Genomic DNA, 26,617 nt, shown 5'->3' with positions numbered 1-26,617 from the left:
GGGCCAAGTCAACCAGACAAGTCAACCAGACAAGTCAACGCGCCAAGACCAACCGGCCGGTTTGAGATGATCCGCCGCGGGCGACGCCCATGTGACCCGAATCCCCTTTTAGCGTGGCTCGGCGTGGAAAAACTCGAAAATCTTGCGCGCGCTCTCGGCGGAGACGCCCGGAACCTTGCCTAGATCGGCGATCGAGGCCCGTTCGATCTCCTTCAGCGTACCGAAATGATGCAAAAGGGCGCGTTTGCGCGAGGGGCCGATGCCGGGAATCTCCTGCAGGCCGGCTTCTCGAATGTCCTTCTTGCGCAGCTTGCGGTGCGAGCCGATCACGAAACGATGCGCCTCGTCGCGCAGCCGCTGGATGAAATACAGCACGGGATCGCGTGGCTCGAGCTTGATCGCCTCGCGATCCGGCATGAACAGCGTCTCGCGGCCGGCATCGCGGTCCGGCCCTTTCGCGACCCCCAAGAGCGAGACCTTCGTCACCCCCAGTCCGTCCAGGATTTCCTTGGCGGCATTGAGCTGGCCGCGGCCGCCATCGATGATCACAAGGTCGGGCCATTGCGGGAAGGCGTCATCGTCCCTCTTCTCGTTGGCCTTGCCGGCCTCCTCGTTATTGGCGCTCACCAGCCGCTTGAAGCGCCGCTGCAGCACCTCGCGCATCATGGCGTAGTCGTCGCCGGGGGTGAGGCCTTCCGACTTGATGTTGAACTTGCGGTACTGGTTTTTCGTAAAGCCCTCGGGCCCGGCGACGATCATGGCGCCGACGGCATTGGTGCCCTGGATGTGGCTGTTGTCGTAGACCTCGATGCGGCGCGGCGGATGCGGCAGGCCGAGCGTGGTGGCGAGCCCCTCCAGCAGCCGCCCTTGGGTGGATGTGTCCGCTAGCTTGCGGCCGAGCGCCTCGCGCGCGTTGGTCAGCGCATGCGCCACCAGCTCCTTCTTCTCGCCGCGCTTGGGGACGGAAACCTCGACCTTGTGTCCGGCCTTGACCGAGAGCGCATCGGCCAAGAGCTCGCATTCCTCGATCTCGTGTGAGAGCAGGACGAGCTTTGGCGGCGGTTTGTCGTCATAGAATTGCGCAAGGAAGGATGACAGCACTTCCTCAGGCGTGAACGACTTCTCCGCGCGCGGGAAATAGGCGCGGTTGCCCCAGTTCTGCCCGGTGCGGAAGAAGAACACTTCGACGCAGGAATAGCCGCCCTCCTGATGGATGGCGAACACGTCGGCTTCTTCCACGGTGCGCGGATTGATGCCCTGCTGCGACTGGATCGCGGAGAGCGCCGCAAGACGGTCGCGGTAGAGCGCCGCGGTCTCGAATTCCAGCTCGCGCGAGGCTTTTTCCATCTCGGCCGCGAGTTCCTGCTTCACCTGCTGGCTGCGGCCGGACAGGAAATCGACGGCTTCGCCGACGAGCTTGGTATAGCCGGGGAAATCGATCTCGCGCGTGCACGGCCCCGCGCAGCGCTTGATCTGGTACAGCAGGCAGGGCCGGGTGCGGCTTTCGAAGAATGAATCGGTGCAGGAGCGGATCAGGAACGCCCGCTGCAGTGCCGTGATGGTGCGGTTGACCGCGCCGGCGGAGGCGAACGGTCCGAAATAGCGCCCGGGTCGGCTTTGCGCGCCGCGGTGCTTGAGGATCTGCGGCGCCCAATGGTCGCCGGTGATGAGGATGTAGGGGAACGACTTGTCGTCGCGTAGCTGCACGTTGAAGCGCGGCCGGAGCTGCTTGATCAGATTGGCTTCCAGCAGCAGCGCCTCGGTCTCGGTCGTGGTCGAGACGATCTCGACCGAGACGGTGGCCGCGATCATGCGCAGGATGCGCGCCGGCAGCGGCGCATTGACCCGCGCATAGGACGAGAGCCGTTTGCGGACGTTCTTTGCCTTGCCGACATAGAGCACGTCGTGGGCGGCATTCAGCATGCGGTAGACGCCGGGCGAGGTGGGGGCGAGCCGCACCGCTTTTTCGATCGCGGCATGGCCGATCGCAAGAGGTCCCTCGGCTACAGCTTCCGTGCTTTCCTCGGCGAGTTCCGGCAGGCGGGCGTCGTCGTCCTCCTCGGCGGGGGCGCTTGCAGGATCGATATCCGGCGGCGTGAGCCCCTCGGGCGGCAAATCGCTTGCGGAACCGCGCTGCCCGTTCCTTGCGCCGGGCGCCTTGGCTTGATCGCTCTTGTGGATGGTCATGGTCGCAAATTTAAGCGCTGGCGTTCGCGATTTGAAGTTCCTGGGCCGGCTTCCGGTGGATAGCGCGGGACAACGGATCTGTGGGTCGCGCGAAGGCGTCGGTAAGGTTTCCTTAAGATTACCGAGCGGGCGGTAACCGCGCTTAACAAGGCTTTAACTTAAAGCTCTCGATAAATCTTCGCGAAAAGGACTGGAGTTTCGTAACCATGCGGTTCGTGGAGCGCCTTCGCTTTGGCGTATTTCGAACCTCTTGGTCGCGGCAGTTGCGTTGGAGTGTTGCGATGAAAAGGTTCGCTGTCGGTGCCGCTGCGCTGACCCTGGCGAGCACGGCGTTACCCGCGAGAGCGGCCGACTACTATGCGCCGCGCCAGCCCTATACGGTGAACCAGCCACTCAATGCCTATAGCTGGGCCGGGCCCTATCTCGGCGGCAATCTCGGCTATGCCTGGGGCACGGTGTCAAACAACCCGACCAAGCCGTCCGGCATCGTCGGCGGTGTGCAGGGTGGCTACAATTTCCAGAACGGCCCCTGGGTGTTCGGCATCGAAGGCGACCTCGAAGCGACCGGCGCCGATGACACGTTCGCGCCCTGGAAGTTTTCCAATCCCTGGTTCGGCACGGTGCGCGGTCGCGTGGGTTATGCGTTCAACAACATCCTGTTCTACGGCACCGGCGGTCTCGCCTTTGGCGAATTGCGCGGCCAGACGTTTGGCGTGTCGGAATCGCAAACCAGCGCCGGCTGGACTTTGGGCGCGGGCGTCGAATTTGGCGTGGCACAGAACTGGACCGCCAAGGTCGAATATCTCTACGTCGACCTCTCGGAGAGCAATTTCGCGATCACCGGCACCTCGAACGGCTATCGCTTCGACATGCTGCGCGTCGGCGTGAACTACCATTTCTAGAGCACGATCCGGAGGGCCGCGTCGGCGCAAAGTTGAGCTCGGCTATTCCGAACGGATCGTGCTCAATCGACAAAGTTCCAAGAAGAAAAAACGGGCAAGCAACAACCTCCCGGCCGTGGCTCACGGTCGGGATTTTTTTGTAGCATCTTTCGCGCAGCATCCTTCGAGCAAAGGCTCACTTTGAACCCGCCGCCTGAACGCATTGCGGGTTCAGATGAGCAAAATGCGTCCTAACTCAAACCGACACTAGGATTGGATCACCAGATTGACCGCCTTCGGGCCCTTGCCCTTCTTGTCCGGTTCAACCTCGAATGTGATGCGTTGTCCTTCGGTCAGGTCCTTCAATCCTGCCCGCTCGACCGCCGTGATGTGAACGAACACATCGCGCCCGCCGTCATCGGGCTTGATGAAGCCATAGCCACGTTCTCCATTGAAGAACTTGACCGTACCAGTCATGGCCATCGGGAAACTCCTCCCCCGTACTGCTTCCGACCGCTACGCCTCACGCGTATCGGCCCGACCGGACATTCGCTGCCGGAAAGCTGGGCCACCTTAACGTCCCTGCGTCTTGCCCCGCCGGGTCGCCTGGATTTTTTTGGCCTCGATCGCTCCGCCGCAACCATTCGCGGAAGCGGGGCGTAAAGCCAGTCTCATCGACTTAAGCATAATACGGTTCGCCGCGAATTGACTACGGCTTTTCCACCGTCTTCCCCTTCACGGTTTCGGTGTTTCGAGCCGGAAGCGGGCGGTGCCGCCTTGGCCCAGCGGCCTTTCCAGTTCCGGCAGGATGATCTTGAGCTCGCCATGCAGTGTCCATGGCGGGTTGACGATCAGCAGTCCGGTCGAGGCAAGCGGCGCCCCTGCTGTTTGCGGCGCCACGCTGAATTCGAGCCGCAGGCATCTGCCCGCCGGCTTGACCCGGCCGGCAGCCTGGACGACGGCGCGGGCGAGATCATCCGTCGCGCGCCGGCTCTTGGCGGGATACCAGAGCAAATAGATACCGGTGGGCCATTTGGCGAAGGTCGCGGCGAAGCGATCGGCGAGGCGCTCGAACTCGTCTTTAGCCTCGAACGGCGGGTCGATCAGCACCAAGCCACGCCGCTCGTTGGGCGGCACGAAGGCCGGCAGCGCCACCCAGCCGTCCAGGTCGACCACTTTGGCCTGGGCGTCGCGGCGCAGCGCATCGATCAGGTGCTTGCGGGCGCGCGGCTCGACCTCGCAAGCGGTCAGCCGATCCTGCGGGCGAAGCAGCGCGCGCGCAATCAGCGGGGAGCCTGGATAGGCGGTGAGATCGGATTGCGGGTTAAAGGCCGCCACGGTGTCGAGATAGGGTTTGATCAGCGCTGCGGCGGCCTGCGAGAACTGCGCCTGCATCAGGCGGGCAATGCCGGTACGCCATTCGCCGCCCCGGCTCGCTTCGTCCGAGGTCAGATCGTAGAGGCCGGCGCCGGCATGGCTGTCGATGACGCGAAACGCAGCCGGCTTTTCCTGCAGGTAAAGCAGGATGCGCACCAGCACGATGTGCTTCAGACAATCGGCAAAGCCGCCGGCGTGAAAGGCGTGACGGTAGTTCATGGCGTGACGCTGCTGATTTTATTGCGCGGTATGCAGCGTGTTCTATCCGTCATGGCCGGGCTTGTCCCGGCCATCCACATTCTACGGGCGTGGCGATAAAGACGTGGATGCCCGGGACAAGCCCGGGCATGACGACGAAGAGAATCACCCGCCGCGCATCGGCGGCATCGTCACCTGGTCACGGCGGCAGGCGCGACTATCGATCTCCTCGCAGTTCCGGAACTGCAGATCCTTGCTCATGCAGATGCGCACTTCCGACAGCCGCGTCCGATTGCAGGTGACAGCGATAGCGGAGGGGGAGAGACCGGGGTTGGCCTTGATGAAGGCGTCCTCGACGTCGCCTGGCGCCACCGTTTTGGGCTCGGACAATTGCAGGAATTCAGGCGGAATCTTCACCGCCGCACGCGCCTTCCGGACGGTCTCGAAATAGGCGCGCTCGGAAAGACCCGAACAGGTCCCGTGCTTATCCCATTCATTGTAGATCAGGCCCGGCGCGGGCATCAGGTCGAGCATCGAGAGCATGATGTTGCGCTCGAGCCGCGGTGACGGCCGCTGGCAATATTCGGGATAGCCGTGCTCATATTGCGGCCACAGCCCGTGCACCACGAAGGAAAACGGGCGCCCGCCGCACTGGGCCTGCTGGGACCGTCCGTTATTTCCCCGCTCTTCCGCCTCTTCGCAGTAGGACGGCGACCACGACAACGACAGCACGTAATAATCGAACTCGCCGGGGGTATTCTGGCGCGCGTCCTGGGCCGAGGCCGGCCTGGCGGCCGCAACCAGGCTGCACGCTAGGAGAATCCCACAAATCCGGATTGAGACAGACATCACAAAAACCTCCCTACACCGGCGCGGAGCCTAGCAGGCGAGTGGAACATTTCAAGAACAAATTGTCGGTCGGCGCGCAGTCAGGACCAAGGCACGATCGGAAGGCCAAGATCGCAAGACGGTGTCCTTCGCAATATGCGCGAAACGCGCGGACGCCATCCCCATATGGCCGCCCGCGCGACTGATTGGCGGCCGGCGGCCTACGGGCCGGCGAGGCGGCAGCGCGGGTTATAGGCCCAGTTGCGGTCGAGCCCGGTCACGCACCATTCGACGCCCTGGTCGAAGCCGGCAAACCCGCCATCCTCGATGATCGAGAAATTGACCGTCCGCACTTTGCCGTCGCTGGTCATGGCCTTGCCGCTGCAAAAGCGACGCGGAATGTTGTCGGACTGCCAGGGGCGGAAGGCCACCTCGTGAATGTTGCCATAACCGGTGATCGTCAGGCTCGAATTCCAGTACATGCTCTCTTTTTCCTGGAATTGCGACGTGATCGTGCCGAGCGCCTTCTCGCAAGGTGCGACCCGTCCCTCATATAGCGGGCCCGAGAGCCAGAAATTCAATTCGAGCGGGTTGGCGGCCTGTGCCGTTTGCGCGGACGCCAAAAGGCCCAATGCCGCCGCAAGCGCGGTCGCGCTGCCAAGCCGTTTGCATCCAAGCCGTTTGAACGAGGTGATGAGGTCGCGCATGGTCTTTTCCGGCAAAGCTGATCAGTGAGCGCTGACCGTGCCGCGAAGGCGCGACCGGGTCAAGTGCAGCGCGGCAACACTTTTCAGCAACCCAATCGTCAAGGAGACAACGTCGCTTTTCAGCCTTTATCGGCGGCCCTAAGATGCGCGCAAGCGAAAGGGAGTCTCTGATGCGAAGGATTGTGGCCGCGGGCCTGGTTGCCATTTGCGGAATGCTGGGAGGTCACGCGGCGCGGGCCGACTGGGTGCCGCCTTTCAAAGGCAATGATACCGGCGGCATCATCGCCTATTCTCTGGCCCAGCAGGTTGACGCAAGGCAGCTCGCCGTCAATCACTGCGCTTCCTATGGCAAGGTGGTCAAATTTCTCGCGGTCGACGCGCAATATGGCGGCTACATCTCGTTTTCCTGCCGCTGGGTGCCCTATGGGGCCAATGAGCGGCCGCTGCGTACGCTTTACTGAAACTTCCCGACCCACGAGCAACCAGTTAGGGCCCGCATCATGAGGCGGCAGCTTGTTCCTGTGTGTCTCGGTGCTGGCGCGCTGGCGGTCTTGCTGCCGGCGGCGCATGGCGAGGACTTGCCGCTGCGCAAGCCGGGTCTGTGGGAGATGAAGCTTGTGCGTAACGGCTCCGGTCTGCCCGAATTGACGATGCAGCATTGCACCGACGCGACGACCGACAAGGACATGAACAACACGGTCTCGCCGATGGCAAAGCAAATCTGCTCCAAGCAGGACCTGCAGAAGACCGCGAACGGTTATGTCGCCGATTCCGTCTGCAGCGTCGGCGGGGGCACCCTGACCTCGCACTCGGAAATAACCGGCGACTTCAATTCCGCCTACACGATCGTGACCACGTCGCACAGCGACAAGGGCCTGGCCAATTTGCGCGATCTGACCACCCGGCTCGAAGGCAAGTGGCTCGGTGAGTGCAAACCAGGCCAGAAGCCCGGCGACATCGTGATGCCCGGCGGCTTCAAGCTCAACGTCAAGGACGCGGAGAAGCTGAAAGGTCTGTTGCCGAAGTAGGCAAGCTGCGAGGCGCGGACTTCGGCGGCCTTTTCCGTAAAGTGAGGAGGCGCTGTGCGCCGGGGCGAGGGGTTATCCCCTCGCCGCCGCCTTCTTGCGCCAGGCGAGATGCGCCGCACAGGTGCAGCCGGGCGGATGCGAGGCGATATCGTTGGCGGGCATCGCCACGGGCGCGGCCGTCGGCATCGTCTCCTGCACCGCGCGATCCGCGGGCGAGCGATCCTGCGTCGGGATGTAGTTCAGGATCGGCGCGAGCCATCGCTCGATCTCGGCGGCGCTCATCCCCTTGCGCGCGGCATAGTCCTCGACCTGGTCGCGTTCGATCTTGCCGACGCCGAAATAGTAGCTCTCGGGGTGACTGAAATAGAGCCCTGACACCGAGGAGCCTGGCCACATCGCAAAGCTCTCGGTGAGCTTCACGCCGGCTTGCTTCTCCGCATCGAGCAACGCAAACAGCGTCTTCTTCTCGGTATGATCGGGCTGCGCCGGATAGCCGGGCGCCGGGCGAATGCCCTGATACTTCTCCAGGATCAGCTCCTCGTTCGACAACGCCTCATCCGGCGCATAGGCCCAGAACTCCCGGCGCACACGCGCGTGCATGCGTTCGGCAAACGCCTCGGCCAGGCGGTCGGCCAGCGCTTTGCACAGGATCGAGGAGTAATCGTCGTTGGCGTTCTTGAAGCGATCGGCGACCGCGTCCTCGCCAATGCCCGCCGTAACGACGAACCCGCCGATATAATCTGCAACCCCGGAGGTGCGCGGCGCGATGAAGTCCGACAGCGCGGCGTTGAAGCGGCCCTCGCGCTTCTCGAGTTGCTGGCGCAGCGTGTGCAGGGTCGCGACCTTCCTGGTCCGCGTCTCGTCGGCATAGACCGCGATGTCGTCGCCTTCAGCATTGGCCGGCCAGAAGCCGATCACGGCCTGCGCCTTGAACCATTTCTCCTGGATGATGCGCTCGAGCATCTGGCGCGCATCCTCGTAGAGCGCGCGGGCGGCTTCGCCCACTTTGGCGTCGTCAAGGATCGCCGGGAAGCGGCCGGAGAGCTCCCAGGTCTGGAAGAACGGCGTCCAGTCGATATAGTCGACGAGCTCGGCGAGGTCGTAATTCTCAAAGCTCCTGGTACCGATAAAGCTCGGCTTCTTCGGCGGCGCCGCCGCAAAATCGATCTTCATAGCATTGGCCCGCGCAGCGGCGAGCGACAGCCGCTTCTTGTCGGCCTGGGCGCGGAAATGCGCCGCGGAGATTTTTGCGTATTCGGCGCGGATCTCCGCCGCATAGGCCTCGCGCTTGTCGGACAGAAGCGAGGACGCAACGCCCACCGCGCGGCTCGCATCATTGACATGCACCACCGGCCCGCTGCGATAATTCGGGTCGATCTTGACAGCGGTGTGCACACGGCTCGTGGTGGCGCCGCCGATCAAGAGCGGGACCTTCAGCCCCTCACGCTGCAGCTCGGACGCGAAAAACGCCATCTCGTCCAGTGAGGGCGTGATCAGCCCGGAGAGGCCGACGATATCGGCGCGTTCGGCCTTGACGGTCTCGACGATCTTCGCGGCGGGCACCATGACGCCGAGGTCGATGACCTCGAAATTGTTACATTGAAGCACGATGCCGACGATGTTCTTACCGATGTCGTGGACGTCGCCCTTCACCGTGGCCAGCACGATCTTGCCGGCGGCGTGGCGATCGTCGGTGTTCCCTGCGGCGAGGTTCTTCGCCTTCTCCGCCTCCATGAAGGGCATCAAATAGGCGACCGCCTGCTTCATCACGCGCGCGGACTTCACGACCTGCGGCAGGAACATCTTGCCGTCGCCGAAGAGGTCGCCGACCACGTTCATGCCGGCCATCAACGGTCCCTCGATCACGTCCAGCGGCTTTGCCGCGGCCTGGCGCGCTTCTTCGGTGTCCTGCTCGATGAACTCGGTGATCCCATGCACCAGCGCGTGGCTGAGGCGCTTGTCGACCGGCCATTCGCGCCAGGCGAGATCGGCTTCCTTCGTCTGCTTCTCCTTGCCGCGGAATTTTTCCGCGAGCGCCAGCAGCCGCTCGGCTGCACCTGCATCGCGGTTGAGGACGACGTCCTCGCAAGTTTGCCGCAGCTCGGGATCGATGTCGTCATAGACGATCATCTGCCCGGCATTGACGATGCCCATGTCCATGCCGGCATGAATCGCATGATACAGGAACACCGAATGCATCGCTTCGCGCACCGGTTCGTTGCCGCGGAACGAGAAGGAGAGATTGGAGACGCCGCCCGAGACATGCGCGCCGGGCAGGTTCTGGCGGATCCAGCGCGCGGCCTCGATGAAATCGACTCCGTAATTGTTGTGCTCCTCGATGCCGGTCGCAATCGCGAAGATGTTGGGATCGAAGATGATGTCTTCCGGCGGCAAGCCGACGCGGTTCACCAGGATGTCGTAGGCGCGTTTGCAGATATCGGTCTTGCGCGCAAAGGTGTCGGCCTGGCCCTTTTCGTCGAAGGCCATCACGACGACAGCCGCACCATGACGCCGCGCGATCTTGGCCTCGTGGATGAACTTCTCTTCGCCTTCCTTCAGCGAGATCGAGTTCACGATCGACTTGCCCTGCACGCATTTCAGGCCGGCCTCGATCACGTGAAATTTCGAGGAGTCGACCATCACGGGCACGCGGGCGATGTCGGGCTCGGCAGCGACGAGATTGAGGAAGGTCCGCATCGCCGCTTCCGAATCGAGCAGCCCCTCGTCCATGTTGACGTCGATCACCTGCGCGCCGTTCGCGACCTGGTCGCGCGCCACCTGCAGCGCGGCGGTGTAATCGCCCGCAGTGATCAACTTGCGGAAGCGGGCTGAACCCGTGACGTTGGTGCGCTCGCCGACATTGACGAAGGGGATCGCGGGCGTGAGCTCGAATGGCTCCAGGCCAGACAGCCGCAGCCGTGGCTCGATCGTCGGCACCACGCGCGGCTTATGCGCCGCAACGGCGGCGGCGATTGCCTTGATGTGCTCGGGCGTGGTGCCGCAGCAGCCGCCGACGATATTGACGAGCCCGTCACGCGCGAACTCGCCGATCAGGCGGGCCATATATTCGGGGGTCTCGTCGTACTGGCCGAATTCGTTGGGCAGGCCGGCATTGGGGTAGGCGCAGACCAACGTATCGGCGATGCGGCTGATATCGGCGATATGGGCGCGTAAATCCTCGGCGCCCAGCGCGCAGTTGAAGCCGATGGTGATCGGGCGTGCATGCCGCACCGAATTCCAGAACGCTTCCGGCATCTGGCCCGAGAGCAGGCGGCCGGATTTGTCGGTGATGGTACCCGAGATCATCACGGGCACGTCGATGCCGCGCTGTTCGCAGATCTCCGCGATCGCATATAGCGCTGCCTTGGCGTTGAGCGTGTCGAAGATGGTCTCGACCAAGAGCAGATCGACGCCGCCATCGAGCAGGCCCCTGACCTGTTCACCATAGGCCTCGCGCAGGTCGTCGAAGGTCACCGCGCGATAACCGGGATTGGACACGTCGGGCGAGATCGAGGCGGTGCGATTGGTTGGGCCGATGGCGCCGGCAACGAAACGCGGCCTGCCGTCCTCGGCGGAGACGCGCGCGGCGGCGGCGCGCGCAAGCTTCGCGCCCTCGCAGTTCATCTCATAGACGATATCGGTCAGCTCGTAATCGGCTTGCGCGATCGAGGTCGAGGAGAAGGTATTGGTGGCGACGATGTCGGCGCCGGCGCGCAAGTAAGCGGCGTGGATGTCCTCGATCGCTTTGGGCTGCGTGAGGATCAGAAGATCGTTGTTGCCGCGGAGGTCGCGATGGAAGTTGGCAAAACGCCCGCCGCGAAAAGCGGCCTCGTCGAATTCCAGGCCCTGGATCATGGTGCCCATGGCGCCGTCGAGCACCAGGATGCGCTCGCGCGCGGCGGCAAGCAGGGCAACACGCTTGGGGGAGACGGTTACGGACATCAGGCAGCCTCTTGCGCGCCGTTCTTCGTGCCCTTGGGGCGAATGCCGAGCAGATGGCTGATGGCAAACACGAGATCGGCGCGGTTCATGGTGTAGAAATGGAAGGTCTCGACGCCGTGCTTGGCCAGCTTCTGCACCTGGCCGGCGGCAACAGCGGCGGCGACGAGCTTGCGCGTTTCGGGGTCATCGTCGAGGCCCTCGAATTTCTGAGCGAGCCAGCCGGGGACGCTGGCCCCGGCGCGCTTGGCGAAATTGGCGGCCTGCTTGAAATTCTGCACCGGCAGGATGCCGGGAACGATGGGAATGTTGATGCCGCGGGAGCGCACGCGCTCGAGATAGCGGAAGTAGAGATCGTTATCGAAGAAGAATTGCGTGATCGCCCGCGTGGCGCCGGCATCGACCTTGGCCTTGAGCATGTCGATGTCGGCATCGAAGCTTGCGCTTTCCGGGTGCTTTTCCGGATAGGCCGAGACCGTCACCTCGATGTCGCCGTGGCGGCGCTTGATCGAGGCCACGAGATCGGCCGAACTGCGATAACCCTCAGGATGCGGCGTGTAGGCTGCGCCGATGCCGCCGGCCGGATCGCCGCGCAGCGCCACGATATGGCGGACGCCGACTTCGTAGTAGCGGGACACCACGTCGTCCACGTCGGCGCAGCGCGCGTCCACGCAGGTGAGGTGGGCGGCGGGGACGAGCGCGGTCTCGGAAAGGATCCGGGCGATGGTGGCATGCGTCCGCTCCCGCGTGGAGCCGCCCGCGCCATAAGTGACCGAGACGAAATTGGGCGCAAGCGGCGCCAGCCGCTTGATGGTCTCCCAAAGGCTCTTCTCCATCTCCTCGGTCTTCGGTGGGAAGAACTCGAACGAGATCGCAGGTGCTGGCAGCGCTCGGGCCCCGTTTGAGGCGGGGGGCGTCGGCTCGGTCATGGGACCATAAACTCCAGTGGTTCGCAGCTCGGGCTTGCGAGGGGCTAAGATAGGCCAAATGGGAAGCCGCAAACAGCCCATCAGTGGTGGGAAATTGCCCAATATGATCTAATGTTGGCCTATGATTTTACCTGAGCGGGCCGTGCAGTGGGCAAGCGTAGAAACGAAAGATCGGTCATTTGACGCTACTTGGGGAGATTTTCTCGGGCTAGATGGGGTGGGCGAATTAAATTTAATTCTCAAGTCTTGCTTAGATGTCCAACTCCGTGCTGCGCCGCCGACGCGTGAGATCCCGCGAGTCCGCGGGAGGGGGCTTCCCGGAACGCTCATTGCCCGCTTGCTGCCGTGCACTAGGTTAGTAGGCCATGATCCCGCTCTCTGTCCTCGATCTATCCGTCGTCACCACGGAAACCCGCCCGGCGGCGGCGCTGCGCAACAGCATCGATCTCGCCCGCCATGTCGATGGGCTCGGCTATGTCCGCTACTGGCTCGCCGAGCACCACAATCTGGCGTCCGTCGCCAGCCCCGCCCCCGACGTGATGATCGGGCAGATCGCGGCGGCGACGCGCCACCTCCGCGTCGGCTCCGGTGGGGTGATGCTGCCCAATCATGCGCCGCTGGTGGTGGCCGAGCGCTTCAAGATGCTGGAAGCGCTGTTTCCTGGCCGAATCGATCTGGGCTTGGGCCGTGCGCCCGGCACGGATGGCGCCACCGCCTACGCGCTGCGCAGCCAGCTCGATCGCCGCGAGGGCGACGATTTCCTGGAGCGACTGCATGAACTGATTCTGTGGGAGACGCGTGATTTCCCACCGGGGCATCCCTACAACAACGTCGTGGCGATGCCCGACGACACGCCACTGCCGCCGATCTGGCTGCTCGGTTCCAGCGACTACAGCTCCGAACTTGCCGCGCAGGTCGGGATGGGGTTCGCTTTTGCGCATCACTTCGCGTCCCATGACGCGGTCGCTGCGATGACGAGCTACCGCGCCCACTTCAAGCCGTCCGGCTGGCGCGCGACGCCGCATGCGATCCTGGCGGTGGCGGTGGTCGCGGCGGAAACGGATGCGGAAGCCGAACGACTGGCTTCGTCAATGGATCTCAATCGATTACTGCGCGACCGCGGCAAGTATTCACCGCTGCCGAGCCCGGAAGAGGCTCTGGCCTATCCCTACACCGATGCCGACCGCGCCTTGATCGCGCGCAATCGCTCACGCCTGTTCGTCGGCAGCCCCGCGACCGTCATGCAGAAGCTGCAGCCGATGATCACGGCGTGCCAGGCGGATGAGCTGATGGTCATCACCGCCGTCTATGACCATGAGGCGCGGAAGAAGTCATACAGCCTGCTCGCGGAAGCGTTCCGGCTGACGAAGCCGCGCGCAGCCTAAGCGTGGTCGTCCCGGACAAGCGAACGAAGTGAGCGCGATCCGCGACCATACCGCGGAATCTATCGATCGAGCACGACGGTTGGTGCCTTGGGCAAACAACAACCGCCTGTGGCTATGGGGCCCGGCTTTCGCCGGGGCGACAAGGATTACTCCTCGTTCTCCCGAAACGTCGCGCGGAAGTTGTGGCCGGGATAGACGCCGACGATGCGGAACTCGCGGGAGAAGAATTTCAGCTCCTCGATCGCGAAGGCGAGCCCGCGGTCGTGTGGATGGCCTTCGACGTCGGCGTAGAACTGGGTGGCGAAGAAATTGCCGTCGACCATGTAGCTCTCGAGCTTGGTCATGTTGACGCCATTGGTGGCAAAGCCGCCGAGCGCCTTGTAGAGCGCGGCGGGGAGGTTGCGCACCCGGAACACGAAGGTCGTGATGATGAGCGGCGCCGAGCCCTGTTGGGCCCACTTCTCCTCGCGCGCCAGCACCACGAAGCGCGTGGTGTTGTGGGCCTCGTCCTCGATATCCTCCGCAAGAATGTCGAGACCGTAGATCTCGGCCGCAAGGCGCGAGGCAATGGCCGCGACGCTTCTGTCGCCGCGCTCGGCGATGTCGCGCGCGCTGCCGGCGGTATCGGCGGCGACGATCGGCTTGACGCCGAGCTTGCGGATGATGCGGCGGCATTGGCCGATCGCATGGACGTGGCTCTCGACCGTCTTGATGTCGGCGAGCTTGGCTCCGCGCGGCGCCATCAATTGGTGCCGAACCGGCAGGAACCATTCGCCGACGATGTAGAGGCCTGAGGTCGGCAGAAGATGGTGGATGTCGGCGACGCGTCCCGCAACCGAGTTCTCGATCGGGATCATGCCGAGATCGGCTTCTCCGGAAGCGATCACGGACAGCGCGTCCTCGAAGGTCGCGCAGGGCAGGGGCTCGGCGTCGGGATAGGCTTCGACGATGGCGATGTGGGAGTTGGCGCCCGGCTCGCCCTGGAACGCGATTTTCAGCTTTTTGGTCATGGCGGCCTTCTACAGCATGATCCGGAGAAATGGGTAGCGATTTCCAGAAAAGATCACGCGCAAACAAAAGGATAGAGCAGGATCACGCTTCGGGGAAACGGCATCCCCGCTCGCGCTCAGGATTTCGCCAGTATGCGGCGGGCAGTTTCGAGGTCGGCCGGGGTGTCGACCCCGCGCGGCACGCTGTCAACGATGGTGATGTCGATGCGCATGCCCGCTTCCAGCGCGCGGAGCTGCTCGAGCTTCTCCTGCTGCTCCAGCGGTGAGGGCGGCAGGCGGACAAAACGTTCCAGCGCGGCACGGCGATAGGCGTAGAGGCCGATATGATGGTAACGCTGCCCCTCGCCATGCGGCGCGGTCGCGCGGGTGAAGTAGAGCGCCCGCAGGCGTCCTCCGCCGAGCGGACTGCCGACCGCCTTCACGACATTCGGATTGGCGCTCTCTTCCTTGGTGTGGATCTTCGCCGCAAGGGTCGCGATGTCGACCGCGGGGTCGGAGAGCGGGGCCAGCACGTCGCGGATATTGCCGGGTGCAATGGTCGGAAAATCGCCCTGCACATTGATCACGATCTCGGCCTCGCCCCTGGGATCGAGCGTGCCGAGCGCCTCGAACACCCGGTCCGAGCCGGAAGCGTGGTCGGCGCGAGTCATGACTGCCTCGCCGCCGTGGGCGCGCACCGCTTGCGCGATCTCGATCGTGTCGGTCGCAACCGCCACGCGTCCTATCGCCGCCGCTTCCGCGCGGCGAAATACATGGACGATCATGGGCAGCCCCGCGATGTCGAGCAGCGGCTTGCCGGGCAAGCGGGTCGACGCCATGCGCGCGGGAATCACCACTAAACTGCGTTTGTCCGACATGCGGGGTGGGTCTCGCTTCAAGGCTTCCGAATGGTGGGGATGAGGCGAAAGCCGGCGCGTTTATACGGGTTGCCAGAGCACGGGCAAACCGATATCTGATCGCTGTTCCCGGGGGAGGATGCGAAAGCGCGATTCCGGGGTTCAATTCCGCGGGTCGGCCCAACCGGCCCCATCATAGACTTTTCGGCTTGGGGCCTGATTCGACATGGACTCCTTCGAACTGAATAAGATCCTCGGTGCGGTTCTCGGCACCTGCCTGGTCCTCTTGATCACCAATTTCACCGCCAACGCGCTGTTTGCGCCGAAGGTGCCGGAGAAGCCGGGCTTCGAGATCGCCGTGAAGGAAGAGGCGGGCGGCGGCGCCAAGGAAGCCGCGCCGGCCAAGGAAGAGCCGATCGAGAAGCTGCTGCAGACCGCTTCGGTGCAGAAGGGCGAGGCCGCAGCCAAGAAGTGCCAGGCCTGCCATACCTTCGCAAAGGGTGAGCCCAATCGTGTCGGTCCGAACCTCTGGGGCGTCGTCGGCGACAAGAAGGGCGAGGGGCGCGGGTTCAACTTCTCGGCCGCGATGAAGTCCAAGGGTGGTACCTGGACCGACGACGATCTGAACCAGTTCCTGACCAATCCGAAGGCATTCGTTCCGGGCACCGCGATGGGATTCGCCGGTATTCCGAAGGAAAGCGAGCGCGCGGACGTCATCGCCTATCTGCATACGCTTGCTGATACGCCGGTTCCGCTGCCGACCGCCTCGAAATAGCTGGTCGGCCAACGCCAATTGTTCCCGAGAACGGCCAGGCTCAGCCTGGCCGTTATTGTTTTGAGGGCTCGCGCGGTTGTTATAGGACGTTTCGCCGCACGAAGCCGTGCTATCATGAGGAAAAAGCAACCTTACCAGTCGAATCCTTGCCTTATATTGCCCCCCAATTAGAGCGTAAGCGGGCCCGAAAGGTGGTCTCCAAGGGCAGTCTTGAAGGGCAGTCTTGGCGAAGGCGGGGGATTCCCGGAGAGATTTCGCTCGAGCAAGAGAGCGCGCTGACGAACCAAACGGCGCTCAACTCTCTTCAAGTCATGGGATAGCGAAAGGACGTGTTGATTTGGCTATTAACCGACGACAGCTTCTGCAAAGTGGCGCCATCGCGGCGCTCGCCCCGGCCTTCGGCAATGTTGCCGGCCTCTCTGCGATCCAGCCGGCAGGCGCGCAAACGGCACCTGAGCTGCCATCTGAGCTGCCTTGGCGTCATGCGCTCTCGCTCTTCGGCGACATCAAATATCCCGCCGACTTCAAGCGTTTCGACTACGTCAATCCGGATGCGCCCAAAGGTGGCCAGTTGCGGCTCAGTCCGCTCGGCACCTTCGACAACTTCAATCCCGTGGTTTCTGGTGTCAAGGGATCGCTCGCGGCCGGCATCAACCTGATCTACGAAAGCTTGACGACGCCGTCGCTTGACGAGCCGTCGACGGAATACGGCCTGCTTGCGGAACAGCTACAGCGTCCCGACGATTCGTCCTGGGTCATCTACCGATTGCGTTCCGAAGCCAAGTGGCAGGACGGCAAGCCCGTGACCCCGGCCGATGTGATCTTCTCGCTGGACTCGTTCAAGAAGTACCATCCGCGTTACAGCGCCTATTACCGGCACGTGGCGAAGGCCGAGGCGGTCGGGGACCGCGATGTCAAGTTCACCTTCGATGCTCCGGGCAATCGCGAGCTGCCGCAGATCGTCGGCCAGTTGATGGTCTTGCCGAAGCACTGGTGGGAAGGCACCGACAGCAAGGGCCAGAAGCGCGACGTTTCCGCGACCACCCTGGAGTTGCCGCTTGGCTCGGGTCCATACCGCATCAAGCAGATCGAGACCGGGCGCACGATCGTGCTGGAGCGTGCGAACGACTACTGGGGACGCAATCTGAACGTCAATGTCGGGCGCTTCAACTTCGACGAACTGCGCTACGACTTTGTCCGCGACAGCACCGTTGCGCTCGAAGCGTTCAAAGGCGATCAGGTCGACTGGCGTACCGAGAGTTCGGCAAAGACCTGGGCCACCGCCTATGATTTCCCGGCGGTGCGCGACAAGCGTGTCGTGCTGGAGGAGTTTCCAAACCGCAGTTCCGGCGTGATGCAGGCGTTCACGCCCAATATTCGTCGCGATCAATTCAAGGACGCGCGGGTCCGCCGCGCTCTGAATTTTGCTTTCGATTTCGAGGAAATGAACAAGCAGCTCTTCTACGGGAGCTACAAAAGGTGTTCCAGCTATTTCGACGGAACGGAATTGGCATCATCGGGCTTGCCGCAGGGCAAGGAGCTGGAAATCCTGGAAACTGTTCGGCCCGAGGTTCCGCCCGAGGTCTTTACGACCGAGTACACCAATCCGGTTGGAGGTAGCAATCAAGCGGCGCGCAAGAACCTGCTGGAGGCGCAAAGGCTGCTAAAGGAGGCTGGCTACGAAGTTCGTGACGGCAAGCTCGTGAATGCAAAGACGGGCAGCCCTCTCAGCATCGAGCTTCTCACGATTGCCGACGAACCGGCCTTTGAACGTGTCGCTCTCTTCTACAAGCCGTCGCTGGAGCGCATTGGCGTTTCAGTGGCAATCCGCAGCGTCGATTCGATCCAATATCAGAATCGCGTACGGAATCGCGACTTCGACATGCTGACCGTCAACTCCTGGCCGGAGTCGCTGTCGCCGGGGAACGAGCAGCGCGAGTACTGGGGATCGCAGTCGGCCGACATGAACGGTTCGGAAAACATCGTTGGCATCAAAAATCCTGCGGTGGACAAGCTGATCGAGCGCGTCATCTATGCCAAGACCCGCGAAGAACTCGTCGCTGCGACGCATGCACTCGATCGCGTGCTGTTGTGGAACCACTACGTGGTACCGCAGTGGAACTATGCGAAAGTGCGCACGGCGCGATGGGATCGTTTTGGACGTCCGGCTGAGTTGCCGAAGTACGGCGCATCGGGTTTTCCTGAGATATGGTGGTGGGACGCCGAAAAAGCAGCCAGGATAGGCAAACGCGCTTGAACAAATTGATCCGTCTGCCCGCTTTGTCGCGCCGGCATGTGCTCGGCCTCGGCATCGGTGCGCTCGCTTCGCCGTGGCTGCGCGTCGCGCAGGCCGAAGACGGCGGCCCGGAGATGCACGGCATGTCCGTCTTCGGCGATCTCAAATACCCGGCCGACTTTGCGCACTTCGACTATGTCAATCCGGCGGCGCCGAAGGGCGGGCTGTTTTCGCTGATCCCATCGGTCAGGGCCTTCAATCAGTCCTTCTTCACCTTCAATTCGCTGAACGCCTACATTCTCAAGGGCGAGGGCGCGCAAGGCATGGACATGACCTTTGCCTCGCTGATGGTGCGCGCAAATGACGAGCCTGACGCGATGTACGGCCTGGTGGCCAAGTCGGTGCGGATTTCACCCGACAAGCTGACTTACCGCTTTACGCTGCGCCCCGAGGCGCGCTTTCACGATGGCAGCAGGCTTACCGCGCAGGACGCCGCCTTCTCGCTCAATGTGCTCAAGCAGAAGGGGCACCCGCTGATCCTTGTCCAGATGCGTGATTTCCTGAAAGCGGAAGCGCTGGACGATGCGACGCTGGTCGTCACCTTCGCCGAAAAGCGCGCCCGGGACGTTCCGCTCTTTGTCGCGGGCCTGCCAATTTTCTCAAGAGCCTATTACTCCAAGCAGCCGTTCGAGGAATCAACGCTCGACATTCCCCTGGGCTGCGGGCCGTACAAGGTCGGCAAGTTCGAGGTCAATCGCTTCATCGAGTTCGAGCGCGTCAAGGATTGGTGGGCTGCCGATCTTCCCGTCAGCCACGGCAGCTACAATTTTGATACCGTGCGCTACGAATTCTATCGCGACCGCGACGTCGCGTTCGAGGGCTTCACCGGAAAGAGCTATCTGTATCGCGAAGAATTCACCGCGCGGATCTGGGCGACACGATACGACTTTGCCGCCGTCAAGGACGGTCGCGTCAAGCTGGAAACTCTCCCCGATGAAACGCCATCGGGCGGACAGGGCTGGTTCATCAACACCCGGCGCGAGAAGTTCAGGGATCCGCGCGTGCGCGAGGCGTTGAACTACGCCTTCGATTTCGAATGGACCAATAAGACCATCATGTACGGCGCCTATGCCCGCACGCGTTCGCCTTTCCAGAACTCGGACATGGTGGCGGAGGGGCCTCCTTCGCCGGAAGAGCTGAAATTGCTGGAACCGTTCCGTGGCCAAGTCCCGGATGAGGTGTTCGGGCAGCCCTTTGTCCCGCCGGTTTCGGACGGATCGGGTCAGGATCGCGCCCTGTTGCGCAAGGCGCAGCAACTGCTCAATGACGCCGGGTTCACCGTCAAGGACGGCAAGCGCTACTTGCCGAGCGGCGAGGTTTTTACCGTCGAGTTCCTGATCGACGAGCCCTCGTTCCAGCCGCATCACGCTCCGTTCATCAAAAACCTCAACACGCTCGGCGTCGAAGCAAGCTTGCGTCTGGTCGATGCGGTACAATATCGTGCCCGCGTGGAGGATTTCGATTTCGACATCACCATTGAGCGCTTGAGCATGTCGGCAACGCCGGGCGACAGCCTGCGGCCGTATTTCTCCTCGCAAGCGGCCAACACCAAAGGATCGTACAATCTTGCCGGCATCGCCAATCCGGCGATCGACGCGCTGATCGAGAAGGCGATCGGCGCGGAGACGCGCGCCGATCTGACCTTTGCGTGCCGGGCTCTCGACCGCGTGTTTCGGGCCGGACGCTATTGGGTTCCGCAGTGGTATCGTAGCACGCACCCCATCGCCTATTGGGACGAGTTCAGCCATCCACCCAAGCCGCCGCGCTATGCGCAAGGCGTCGGCGCGCCGGAGAACTGGTGGTATGACGCGGCCAAGGCCGCCAAGGTGGAGCAGGCGAAGTAGCTCATGAGCGCCTATATCGCCCGCCGCATACTCTTGATGGTCCCGACGCTGCTCGGGATCTTGTTCGTCTCCTTCGCCGTGGTGCAGTTCGCGCCGGGCGGCCCGATCGAGCGCGTCATCGCTCAGCTCCAGGGCGCCGATACGGGCGGCACCTCTCGCATCTCGGGAGGCGGCGGTGATTTTGGCGCGCGCGGTCCAGGCCAGGTCGGCGCCGCCGCGGATGCAGTGAATTCAAAATATCGCGGCGCGCAGGGGCTCGATCCCGATTTCATCAAGAGCCTGGAAAAGCAGTTCGGCTTCGACAAGCCGGCGCCGGAGCGTTTTGCGCTCATGGTGTGGAATTTCGCGCGCTTCGATTTCGGCAAGAGCTATTTCCGCGACATCAGCGTACTGCAGTTGATCAAGGAAAAGCTGCCGGTCTCGATATCGCTCGGCATCTGGATGACGCTGCTGACCTACCTGATCTCGATCCCGCTCGGGATCCGCAAGGCGGTCAGGGATGGGTCGAAGTTCGACACCTGGACCTCGGCCGTCATCATCGTCGGCTTCGCCATCCCAGGATTCCTGTTCGCCATCCTCTTGATCGTCCTGTTCGCCGGCGGCTCCTTCTTCAACATCTTCCCGCTGCGGGGACTGACGTCGGACGGCTGGTCCCAGTTTCCCTGGTATTGGAAGATCATCGACTATTTCTGGCACCTGACGCTGCCGCTGATCTCGATGGCGCTGAGCGCGTTTGCCACCATGACGCTCTTGACCAAGAACTCGTTTCTTGACGAGATCCGCAAGCAGTACGTGATGACGGCCCGCGCCAAGGGCTGCAGCGAAACGCAGGTGCTTTACGGTCACGTCTTCCGCAACGCGATGCTGATCGTGATCGCCGGCTTTCCGGGCGCCTTCATTCACGCCTTCTTTTCCGGCTCGCTTCTCATCGAGACTATCTTCTCGCTCGACGGTTTGGGGCTGCTCTCTTTTGAGAGCGTCCTCAACCGCGACTACCCGGTTGTGTTCGGAACGCTTTATATCTTTTCGCTGGTCGGCCTGATCGTGAACCTGATCTCCGACCTCACCTATATGTGGATCGATCCGCGGATCGATTTCGAGGCGAGGGAGGTCTGATGACGATCACCGCGCCGCCTCCTGTCGAGACCACCACGCGTTCGCCGCTGGGCGAGGCCGTGCCCGTCACCCGCCATGCGTTCCAGCCCTCGCCGCTCAACCGCCGCCGCTGGCAGAATTTCAAGGCGAACAAGCGCGGTTTCTGGTCGTTCTGGATCTTCTCGGTTCTGTTCTTCGTCTCGCTGTTCGCCGAACTGATCGCCAATGATCGGCCCTTTATGATCAAGTTCGATGGCCATTTGTACTGGCCGGCCTTTGTCACCTATTCGGAAACCACCTTCGGCGGCGATTTCGAAACCGCGGCCGACTATCGCGATCCTTATCTGCAGAAGCTGATCAAGGACAAGGGCGGCTTCATCGTCTGGCCGCTGATCCGCTATTCCTATGACACACACAATCTGGATCTGCCGACGCCCGCGCCATCACCGCCGACGTGGATGCTGACGGAGGCGCAATGCAAGCCGGTGGTGGAGCGGAAGGGCCTGAAGAGCTGCCGTGACCTTGAATATAACTGGCTCGGCACCGACGATCAGGGACGCGACGTGCTGGCCCGGCTGATTTACGGTTTCCGCATTTCGGTGCTGTTCGGCTTGAGTCTTACCGTCATCTCTTCCCTCATCGGTGTCGCCGCCGGCGCCGTGCAGGGGTATTTCGGCGGATGGATCGATCTCGGCTTCCAGCGCTTCATCGAGATCTGGAATGCCATCCCCTCGCTCTATTTGCTTCTGATCATCTCGGCCGTGCTGCCGCCGGGCTTTTTCGTCCTGCTCGGCATCATGTGCCTGTTCTCATGGGTCTCGCTCGTTGGCCTGGTCCGCGCCGAATTCCTGCGCGGGCGGAATTTCGAATATGTTCAGGCGGCGCGCGCGCTCGGCGTTTCCAACCCGGTGATCATGTTCCGCCATCTGCTGCCGAACGCGATGGTGGCGACCATGACCTTCCTGCCCTTCATCGTGTCCTCCTCCGTGATGACGCTGACGGCGCTGGATTTCCTGGGGTTCGGCCTGCCGCCGGGCTCGCCATCGCTCGGCGAATTGTTGTCACAGGCGAAAGCCAACGTGCAGGCGCCGTGGCTCGGCTTCACCGGCTTCTTCTCGGTCGCGATCATGCTGTCGCTGCTGATCTTCATCGGCGAAGCCGTGCGCGACGCCTTCGATCCGCGCAAGACGTTCAGGTGAGATGCGCATGGATGCCACCAGCCAACCGCTGCTCTCGATCCGTGATCTCTCGGTGGCCTTCCACCAGCAGGGCGGTACCTCTCTAGCGGTCGACAAGATCTCTTACGAGATCAAGCGCGGCGAGTGCGTGGCGCTGGTCGGCGAGTCCGGCTCCGGCAAGTCGGTCAGCGCGCTGTCGATCCTGAAGCTGCTGCCTTATCCGAACGCCTCGCATCCTTCGGGCAGCATCCGTTTCAAGGGGCGCGAGCTGCTCGGCCTCTCGGAGAACAATATTCGCGAGATCCGCGGCAACGACATCTCGATCATCTTTCAGGAGCCGATGACCTCGCTCAACCCGCTCCATACGATCGAGTCGCAAATCGGCGAGACGCTTCGCCTGCACAAGAACATCAGCTCCGCGATGGTGCGCGCGCGCACGCTGGAACTGCTGCGACAAGTCGGCATTCCCGAGCCGGAAACGCGGCTCGGCAGCTATCCGCATCAATTGTCGGGCGGTCAGCGCCAGCGCGTGATGATCGCGATGGCGCTCGCCAACGAGCCTGACCTCTTGATCGCGGATGAGCCGACCACCGCGCTCGACGTCACCGTGCAGGCGCAGATTCTGGCACTGCTCGCGGATATTCGTGCCCGTCTTGGCATGAGCCTTCTGTTCATCACCCACGATCTCGGCATCGTTCGCCGCATCGCCGATCGCGTCTGCGTCATGAACGGCGGCAAGATCGTCGAGCAGGGCCCGGTCGAACAGGTCTTTACGGCGCCCAAGCATCCCTACACCCGCGCGCTGCTCGCGGCCGAGCCGAAGCCGGACCCGGCGCCGCCGCGGCCGCATGCGCCGGTCGTGATGTCGGCGGATGATCTGAAGGTGTGGTTTCCGATCAAGCGCGGGCTGTTGCGCTCTACCGTCGGCCATATCAAGGCCGTGGACGGCGTCAGCGTTGCCGTGCGCAAGGGCGAGACGCTCGGCGTCGTCGGCGAATCCGGCTCGGGCAAGACGACGCTCGGCCTGGCGCTCTTGCGCCTGATCTCCTCCAATGGGCCGATCGTATTTCTCGGGCGGAACATCCAGGGCCTGCGCTTCAAGGCGATGCGGCCGTTCCGCCGCGACATGCAGATCGTCTTTCAAGATCCGTTCGGTTCCTTGAGCCCGCGCATGTCGGTCGGCGATATCGTCGCGGAAGGCTTGAGCGTGCATCAACCCTCGCTGTCCAAGGCCGAGCGCGAGGCGCGCGTGATCAAGGCGCTGGAGGACGTCGGGCTCGATCCGGAGACACGTTACCGCTATCCGCATGAATTCTCGGGCGGGCAGCGCCAGCGTATCTCGATCGCGCGCGCGGTGGTGCTGGAGCCGAATTTCATCGTGCTGGACGAGCCGACCAGCGCGCTCGACATGCTGTTCCAGGCGCAGATGGTCGATCTGTTGCGCGAGCTGCAACGCAGGCACGATCTCACCTACATGTTCATCTCGCACGACCTGCGCGTGGTCGCCTCGCTGGCGAGCCATCTAATCGTGATGCGCCAGGGCAAGGTGGTGGAGGAGGGGCCGGCGACTACATTGTTCAAGAGCCCGAAAACCGATTACACCCGGGCCCTGTTCGCCGCCGCCTTCCGGCACGAAGCTGCCGGGAACGGCGCGGTCGCAAGCTAAAGCCGCTTGATCGTCACGACGTCGCTGCCGGCCGCCTTGATGCGGGCGATCGCTTGCCTCGTGTTCTCGATCGCGGTGGCCATGTGAAACGCATTGGCGTGCACAATCGTCTCAGCATCGCGGACGATCGCGACATGGCCTATCCAGAAGATCAGGTCACCACGCTGCAATTGCTTGGCTGCCGCGGCATCGAGCACGCGGCCGAGTTTGGTCTGCTGCATGTCGCTATCGCGCGGACAGTCGAGGCCCGCGGCTTGAAGCGATAGCTGCACCAGGCCTGAGCAATCGATGCCGAGACTGCTCTTGCCGCCCCACAAATAGGGTGTGCCGACAAAGCGTTCGGCGACGGCGACGTAGTCCGGCGCATGGCTGTCGAGGCCGGCAAGATGCGATCTTGGCAGGTGCCAGCCTTCGCGGGTGATCGCAAAGGAGCCGTCTTCGCGCGTGATCGCCAGGCGCGTGCCCATCACCAGTGTCTGCGTCGGCGGCAGCTTGATCGACGGGCCGGGAAAGGCGAAGGTGCGCAGTGCGATGACCTTGTGTGTCGGCGCAACGATCGGTGTGGCGAGCGCAGCGACCGGAAGCCAGCCGACATAGCCATCGGTTTCGAGCTGACCCCACGCCCAGCCCTCGCCGTTGCGATCGTAGATCGTGACACGCTCGCCCTTGAGCGCCTGGGTCGACAGCATGGCCTCAGGGGAGGGCGCCTCGCGCAGCGGCGCGAGCGCCTCGCAAATCTCGAAGGTCTCACCTTCGACAAAACGCTCCGCCGTCACCTTGCCTTCGAGAAACTTGGCAGCGATGTCGCCGCGAGCGGGCGTCAGGCGCGGGTCAAGCATAGCGTTCTCCGAGCAGCCGGAAGACTGCACGCGCCGCCTGGCACTCGCCTCCCTCGGGCCGGGCGGGCTTCGCCTGCGGCGTCCAGGCGAAGATGTCGAAATGCAGCCAGCTCTTGGCGTGCTCGACAAAGCGCTGCAGGAACAGCGCGCAGGTGATCGAGCCGGCAAAGCCGCCCGATGGCGCATTGGTGACGTCCGCGACCTTCGCATCGAGCCAGCTATCGTACGGCCCCCACAGCGGCATGCGCCAGAGCGGATCGTTCTCCTCGCGCGCGCAGCGGCCCACGTCCTCGGCGAGCGCGTCGTCCTGGGTATAGAACGGTGGCAGATCCGGTCCGAGCGCCACGCGCGCGGCGCCGGTGAGTGTGCCCATGTCGATCAGGAGATCCGGCTTTTCCTCGTCCGCATAGGCCAGGGCATCGGCGAGGATCAGCCGGCCCTCGGCATCGGTATTGCCGATTTCGACCGACAGCCCCTTGCGCGAGCGGAAGATATCGAGCGGCCGGAAGGCATTGCCGGCCACCGCGTTCTCGACCGCCGGGATCAGCACGCGCAGCCGCACCTTCAGCTTCGCGTCCATCACCATCTGCGCCAGCGCCAGCACGTTGGCGGCGCCGCCCATGTCCTTCTTCATCAGCAGCATGCCCGAGGAGGGTTTCAGGTCGAGTCCGCCGGTATCGAAGCAGACGCCCTTGCCGACCAGCGTCACCTTGGGGTGCGCGGGATCCCCCCAGGAAAATTCGATCAGTCGCGGCGCGCGGATCGAGGCTTGGCCGACCGCATGAATGAGCGGAAAGCCCTGCTTGAGTTCATCGCCGGTGATGCAGTTGAAGCGCGCGCCAAACCGCGCGGCGACCTCGCTCGCGGCAACGGCCAGCTCCTCCGGTCCCATCTCGTTGGAGGGCGTATTGATGAGGTCGCGGGCGAGCATCGCCGCCTCGGCAACCGCAGTGATCTCGGCGACATCGATGCCGTCAGGCGGCACCAGTTTGACCGCCGGCGCCTCCGCCTTGCGATAGCGGCTGAAGCGGTAGCTGCCGAGCGCAAAGGCGAGCGTTGCCAGACGCGCATCATGCGGCGCGTTCGCGAAACTATAGGAGCCGGCCGGCAACAGGCCCGGCAGCGCCCCCGGCCTGAACGGATCGCGCGACTTGGCAGTTGCATCCTCCAATCCGAACACGACTTGCGCGATTCCGCCGTCGGCGTCCGGCAGCGTCAGGCAGGCTCCGGGCTTGGCCGCAAAGCCGTTCGCCGCAGCAAATTGCAGCGCGGAGGGCGAGAGCGTGGCGCGGGTCGTCTCCCATGTGGATTTGCTGACGAAGAGGACGGGAACCGCCGAAGCGGCAGCGGCTGGCGCGGTTTCGAACGGGATCGGCATGCGTGGCTCGTCTACAGAGGCGCTTCTTTAAGGAGCGGATTAAAGGGCGGATCAAGGCTTGCTTTCCGGATGAGGAAGACTTCGCAAAGTTTTGTCGTGCCCGCAATCGCTGAGATCTCACGGCTGTCAGCGGCAGCACGCCGATGTGCTATGTTCCGGTCCCAATCCGTTCAGCGGAATGGTCGCGCTTCGGTACAGATGTTCGGGACCGCGCGACCATTGCCGCAGAGATATCGGGGAA

At 63.1% G+C, this 26,617-nt stretch carries 21 protein-coding genes; 10 read left to right on the top strand and 11 right to left on the bottom strand.

Annotation, left to right across the window (positions count from 1 at the left end):
• Positions 1-108: 108 nt before the first annotated feature.
• A complete protein-coding gene (gene uvrC, locus P6U23_RS35885) occupies positions 109-2,187 on the bottom strand; it encodes an excinuclease ABC subunit UvrC (protein ID WP_407177004.1) in 2,079 nt (692 codons plus the stop codon).
• 281 nt (positions 2,188-2,468) lie between these two features.
• Here uvrC and P6U23_RS35880 point away from each other — a divergent pair, with 281 nt between their 5' ends.
• On the top strand, positions 2,469-3,089 hold the full coding sequence (locus P6U23_RS35880; RefSeq protein WP_407177003.1) for an outer membrane protein: 621 nt from the start codon (positions 2,469-2,471) through the stop codon (positions 3,087-3,089).
• Positions 3,090-3,335: 246 nt separating this feature from the next.
• On the opposite strand, the gene P6U23_RS35875 is transcribed toward P6U23_RS35880, so the two are convergent.
• The 4 genes from P6U23_RS35875 to P6U23_RS35860 form a co-directional block, all read right to left on the bottom strand.
• Positions 3,336-3,551, bottom strand: coding sequence for a cold-shock protein (locus P6U23_RS35875; protein ID WP_024507622.1), 216 nt, complete (start codon positions 3,549-3,551; stop codon positions 3,336-3,338).
• A gap of 252 nt (positions 3,552-3,803) precedes the next feature.
• Positions 3,804-4,664, bottom strand: coding sequence for a 23S rRNA (adenine(2030)-N(6))-methyltransferase RlmJ (locus P6U23_RS35870; protein ID WP_407177002.1), 861 nt, complete (start codon positions 4,662-4,664; stop codon positions 3,804-3,806).
• Between the two features lie 144 nt (positions 4,665-4,808).
• Positions 4,809-5,492, bottom strand: coding sequence for a ribonuclease T2 family protein (locus P6U23_RS35865; RefSeq protein ID WP_407177001.1), 684 nt, complete (start codon positions 5,490-5,492; stop codon positions 4,809-4,811).
• 200 nt (positions 5,493-5,692) lie between these two features.
• Entirely contained in the window at positions 5,693-6,178 is a 486-nt protein-coding gene (locus tag P6U23_RS35860) for a hypothetical protein (RefSeq protein WP_407177000.1), read from the bottom strand.
• A 170-nt stretch (positions 6,179-6,348) separates the two neighbouring features.
• Here P6U23_RS35860 and P6U23_RS35855 point away from each other — a divergent pair, with 170 nt between their 5' ends.
• Together P6U23_RS35855 and P6U23_RS35850 are read left to right on the top strand one after the other, a co-directional pair.
• Entirely contained in the window at positions 6,349-6,639 is a 291-nt protein-coding gene (locus P6U23_RS35855; protein WP_407176999.1) for a hypothetical protein, read from the top strand.
• Between the two features lie 39 nt (positions 6,640-6,678).
• Complete coding sequence (locus tag P6U23_RS35850; protein WP_407176998.1) at positions 6,679-7,206, top strand: DUF3617 domain-containing protein; 528 nt, start codon at positions 6,679-6,681, stop codon at positions 7,204-7,206.
• Positions 7,207-7,278: 72 nt separating this feature from the next.
• Here P6U23_RS35850 and metH read toward each other — a convergent pair whose 3' ends face one another.
• Positions 7,279-11,148: a methionine synthase gene (gene metH / locus P6U23_RS35845; protein ID WP_407176997.1), complete on the bottom strand. Its 3,870-nt coding sequence runs from the start codon at positions 11,146-11,148 to the stop codon at positions 7,279-7,281.
• Complete coding sequence (gene metF, locus P6U23_RS35840; protein ID WP_407176996.1) at positions 11,148-12,074, bottom strand: methylenetetrahydrofolate reductase [NAD(P)H]; 927 nt, start codon at positions 12,072-12,074, stop codon at positions 11,148-11,150. Before metF ends, metH begins: the two co-directional genes overlap by 1 nt.
• Before the next feature lie 365 nt (positions 12,075-12,439).
• Here metF and P6U23_RS35835 point away from each other — a divergent pair, with 365 nt between their 5' ends.
• Positions 12,440-13,459, top strand: coding sequence for an LLM class flavin-dependent oxidoreductase (locus P6U23_RS35835; RefSeq protein WP_407176995.1), 1,020 nt, complete (start codon positions 12,440-12,442; stop codon positions 13,457-13,459).
• A gap of 146 nt (positions 13,460-13,605) precedes the next feature.
• Here the strand turns inward: P6U23_RS35835 and P6U23_RS35830 are convergent, their stop codons facing one another.
• Together P6U23_RS35830 and P6U23_RS35825 are read right to left on the bottom strand one after the other, a co-directional pair.
• Entirely contained in the window at positions 13,606-14,469 is an 864-nt protein-coding gene (locus P6U23_RS35830; protein WP_407176994.1) for a prephenate dehydratase, read from the bottom strand.
• A gap of 116 nt (positions 14,470-14,585) precedes the next feature.
• Complete coding sequence (locus P6U23_RS35825) at positions 14,586-15,326, bottom strand: 3-deoxy-manno-octulosonate cytidylyltransferase (RefSeq protein WP_407176993.1); 741 nt, start codon at positions 15,324-15,326, stop codon at positions 14,586-14,588.
• A gap of 205 nt (positions 15,327-15,531) precedes the next feature.
• Here P6U23_RS35825 and P6U23_RS35820 point away from each other — a divergent pair, with 205 nt between their 5' ends.
• The 6 genes from P6U23_RS35820 (at position 15,532) to P6U23_RS35795 (ending at position 24,159) form a co-directional block, all read left to right on the top strand.
• A complete protein-coding gene (locus tag P6U23_RS35820) occupies positions 15,532-16,080 on the top strand; it encodes a c-type cytochrome (protein WP_407176992.1) in 549 nt (182 codons plus the stop codon).
• Positions 16,081-16,417: 337 nt separating this feature from the next.
• Positions 16,418-18,337 (top strand): extracellular solute-binding protein, encoded by a 1,920-nt coding sequence (locus tag P6U23_RS35815; RefSeq protein ID WP_407176991.1) that lies wholly within the window; start codon positions 16,418-16,420, stop codon positions 18,335-18,337.
• 14 nt (positions 18,338-18,351) lie between these two features.
• Positions 18,352-20,220 carry an extracellular solute-binding protein gene (locus P6U23_RS35810; RefSeq protein ID WP_407181699.1) on the top strand — a complete coding sequence of 623 codons (1,869 nt, stop codon included), beginning with the start codon at positions 18,352-18,354 and terminating at the stop codon, positions 20,218-20,220.
• 3 nt (positions 20,221-20,223) lie between these two features.
• A complete protein-coding gene (locus P6U23_RS35805; protein WP_407176990.1) occupies positions 20,224-21,336 on the top strand; it encodes a microcin C ABC transporter permease YejB in 1,113 nt (370 codons plus the stop codon).
• The gene (locus tag P6U23_RS35800; protein ID WP_407176989.1) at positions 21,336-22,514 is read left to right on the top strand and encodes an ABC transporter permease; all 1,179 of its coding nucleotides are present in this window, start codon (positions 21,336-21,338) and stop codon (positions 22,512-22,514) included. Before P6U23_RS35805 ends, P6U23_RS35800 begins: the two co-directional genes overlap by 1 nt.
• Before the next feature lie 7 nt (positions 22,515-22,521).
• The gene (locus P6U23_RS35795) at positions 22,522-24,159 is read left to right on the top strand and encodes an ABC transporter ATP-binding protein (RefSeq protein WP_407176988.1); all 1,638 of its coding nucleotides are present in this window, start codon (positions 22,522-22,524) and stop codon (positions 24,157-24,159) included.
• On the opposite strand, the gene P6U23_RS35790 is transcribed toward P6U23_RS35795, so the two are convergent.
• Positions 24,156-24,998, bottom strand: a complete 843-nt coding sequence (locus P6U23_RS35790; protein WP_407176987.1) for a C40 family peptidase — start codon at positions 24,996-24,998, stop codon at positions 24,156-24,158. The two genes, P6U23_RS35795 and P6U23_RS35790, sit on opposite strands and share 4 nt — an antisense overlap.
• Positions 24,991-26,376: a leucyl aminopeptidase family protein gene (locus P6U23_RS35785; protein ID WP_407176986.1), complete on the bottom strand. Its 1,386-nt coding sequence runs from the start codon at positions 26,374-26,376 to the stop codon at positions 24,991-24,993. The genes P6U23_RS35790 and P6U23_RS35785 overlap by 8 nt, the downstream gene beginning before the upstream one ends.
• Positions 26,377-26,617: the final 241 nt, after the last annotated feature.

It is taken from the genome of Bradyrhizobium sp. STM 3562, assembly GCF_045571435.1.
GTDB lineage: Bacteria > Pseudomonadota > Alphaproteobacteria > Rhizobiales > Xanthobacteraceae > Bradyrhizobium.
Note: the sequence above shows the minus strand (reverse complement) of the source record. Positions and strands in the feature narration are given on the sequence as shown.

Excerpts from the sequence above, each read along its gene's own strand:
- uvrC (WP_407177004.1), bottom strand. The coding sequence starts at position 2,187 with ATGACCATCCACAAGAGCGATCAAGCCAAGGCGCCCGGCGCAAGGAAC.
- P6U23_RS35880 (WP_407177003.1), top strand. The coding sequence starts at position 2,469 with ATGAAAAGGTTCGCTGTCGGTGCCGCTGCGCTGACCCTGGCGAGCACG.
- P6U23_RS35875 (WP_024507622.1), bottom strand. The coding sequence starts at position 3,551 with ATGGCCATGACTGGTACGGTCAAGTTCTTCAATGGAGAACGTGGCTAT.
- P6U23_RS35870 (WP_407177002.1), bottom strand. The coding sequence starts at position 4,664 with ATGAACTACCGTCACGCCTTTCACGCCGGCGGCTTTGCCGATTGTCTG.
- P6U23_RS35865 (WP_407177001.1), bottom strand. The coding sequence starts at position 5,492 with ATGTCTGTCTCAATCCGGATTTGTGGGATTCTCCTAGCGTGCAGCCTG.
- P6U23_RS35860 (WP_407177000.1), bottom strand. The coding sequence starts at position 6,178 with ATGCGCGACCTCATCACCTCGTTCAAACGGCTTGGATGCAAACGGCTT.
- P6U23_RS35855 (WP_407176999.1), top strand. The coding sequence starts at position 6,349 with ATGCGAAGGATTGTGGCCGCGGGCCTGGTTGCCATTTGCGGAATGCTG.
- P6U23_RS35850 (WP_407176998.1), top strand. The coding sequence starts at position 6,679 with ATGAGGCGGCAGCTTGTTCCTGTGTGTCTCGGTGCTGGCGCGCTGGCG.
- metH (WP_407176997.1), bottom strand. The coding sequence starts at position 11,148 with ATGTCCGTAACCGTCTCCCCCAAGCGTGTTGCCCTGCTTGCCGCCGCG.
- metF (WP_407176996.1), bottom strand. The coding sequence starts at position 12,074 with ATGACCGAGCCGACGCCCCCCGCCTCAAACGGGGCCCGAGCGCTGCCA.
- P6U23_RS35835 (WP_407176995.1), top strand. The coding sequence starts at position 12,440 with ATGATCCCGCTCTCTGTCCTCGATCTATCCGTCGTCACCACGGAAACC.
- P6U23_RS35830 (WP_407176994.1), bottom strand. The coding sequence starts at position 14,469 with ATGACCAAAAAGCTGAAAATCGCGTTCCAGGGCGAGCCGGGCGCCAAC.
- P6U23_RS35825 (WP_407176993.1), bottom strand. The coding sequence starts at position 15,326 with ATGTCGGACAAACGCAGTTTAGTGGTGATTCCCGCGCGCATGGCGTCG.
- P6U23_RS35820 (WP_407176992.1), top strand. The coding sequence starts at position 15,532 with ATGGACTCCTTCGAACTGAATAAGATCCTCGGTGCGGTTCTCGGCACC.
- P6U23_RS35805 (WP_407176990.1), top strand. The coding sequence starts at position 20,224 with ATGAGCGCCTATATCGCCCGCCGCATACTCTTGATGGTCCCGACGCTG.
- P6U23_RS35800 (WP_407176989.1), top strand. The coding sequence starts at position 21,336 with ATGACGATCACCGCGCCGCCTCCTGTCGAGACCACCACGCGTTCGCCG.
- P6U23_RS35795 (WP_407176988.1), top strand. The coding sequence starts at position 22,522 with ATGGATGCCACCAGCCAACCGCTGCTCTCGATCCGTGATCTCTCGGTG.
- P6U23_RS35790 (WP_407176987.1), bottom strand. The coding sequence starts at position 24,998 with ATGCTTGACCCGCGCCTGACGCCCGCTCGCGGCGACATCGCTGCCAAG.
- P6U23_RS35785 (WP_407176986.1), bottom strand. The coding sequence starts at position 26,376 with ATGCCGATCCCGTTCGAAACCGCGCCAGCCGCTGCCGCTTCGGCGGTT.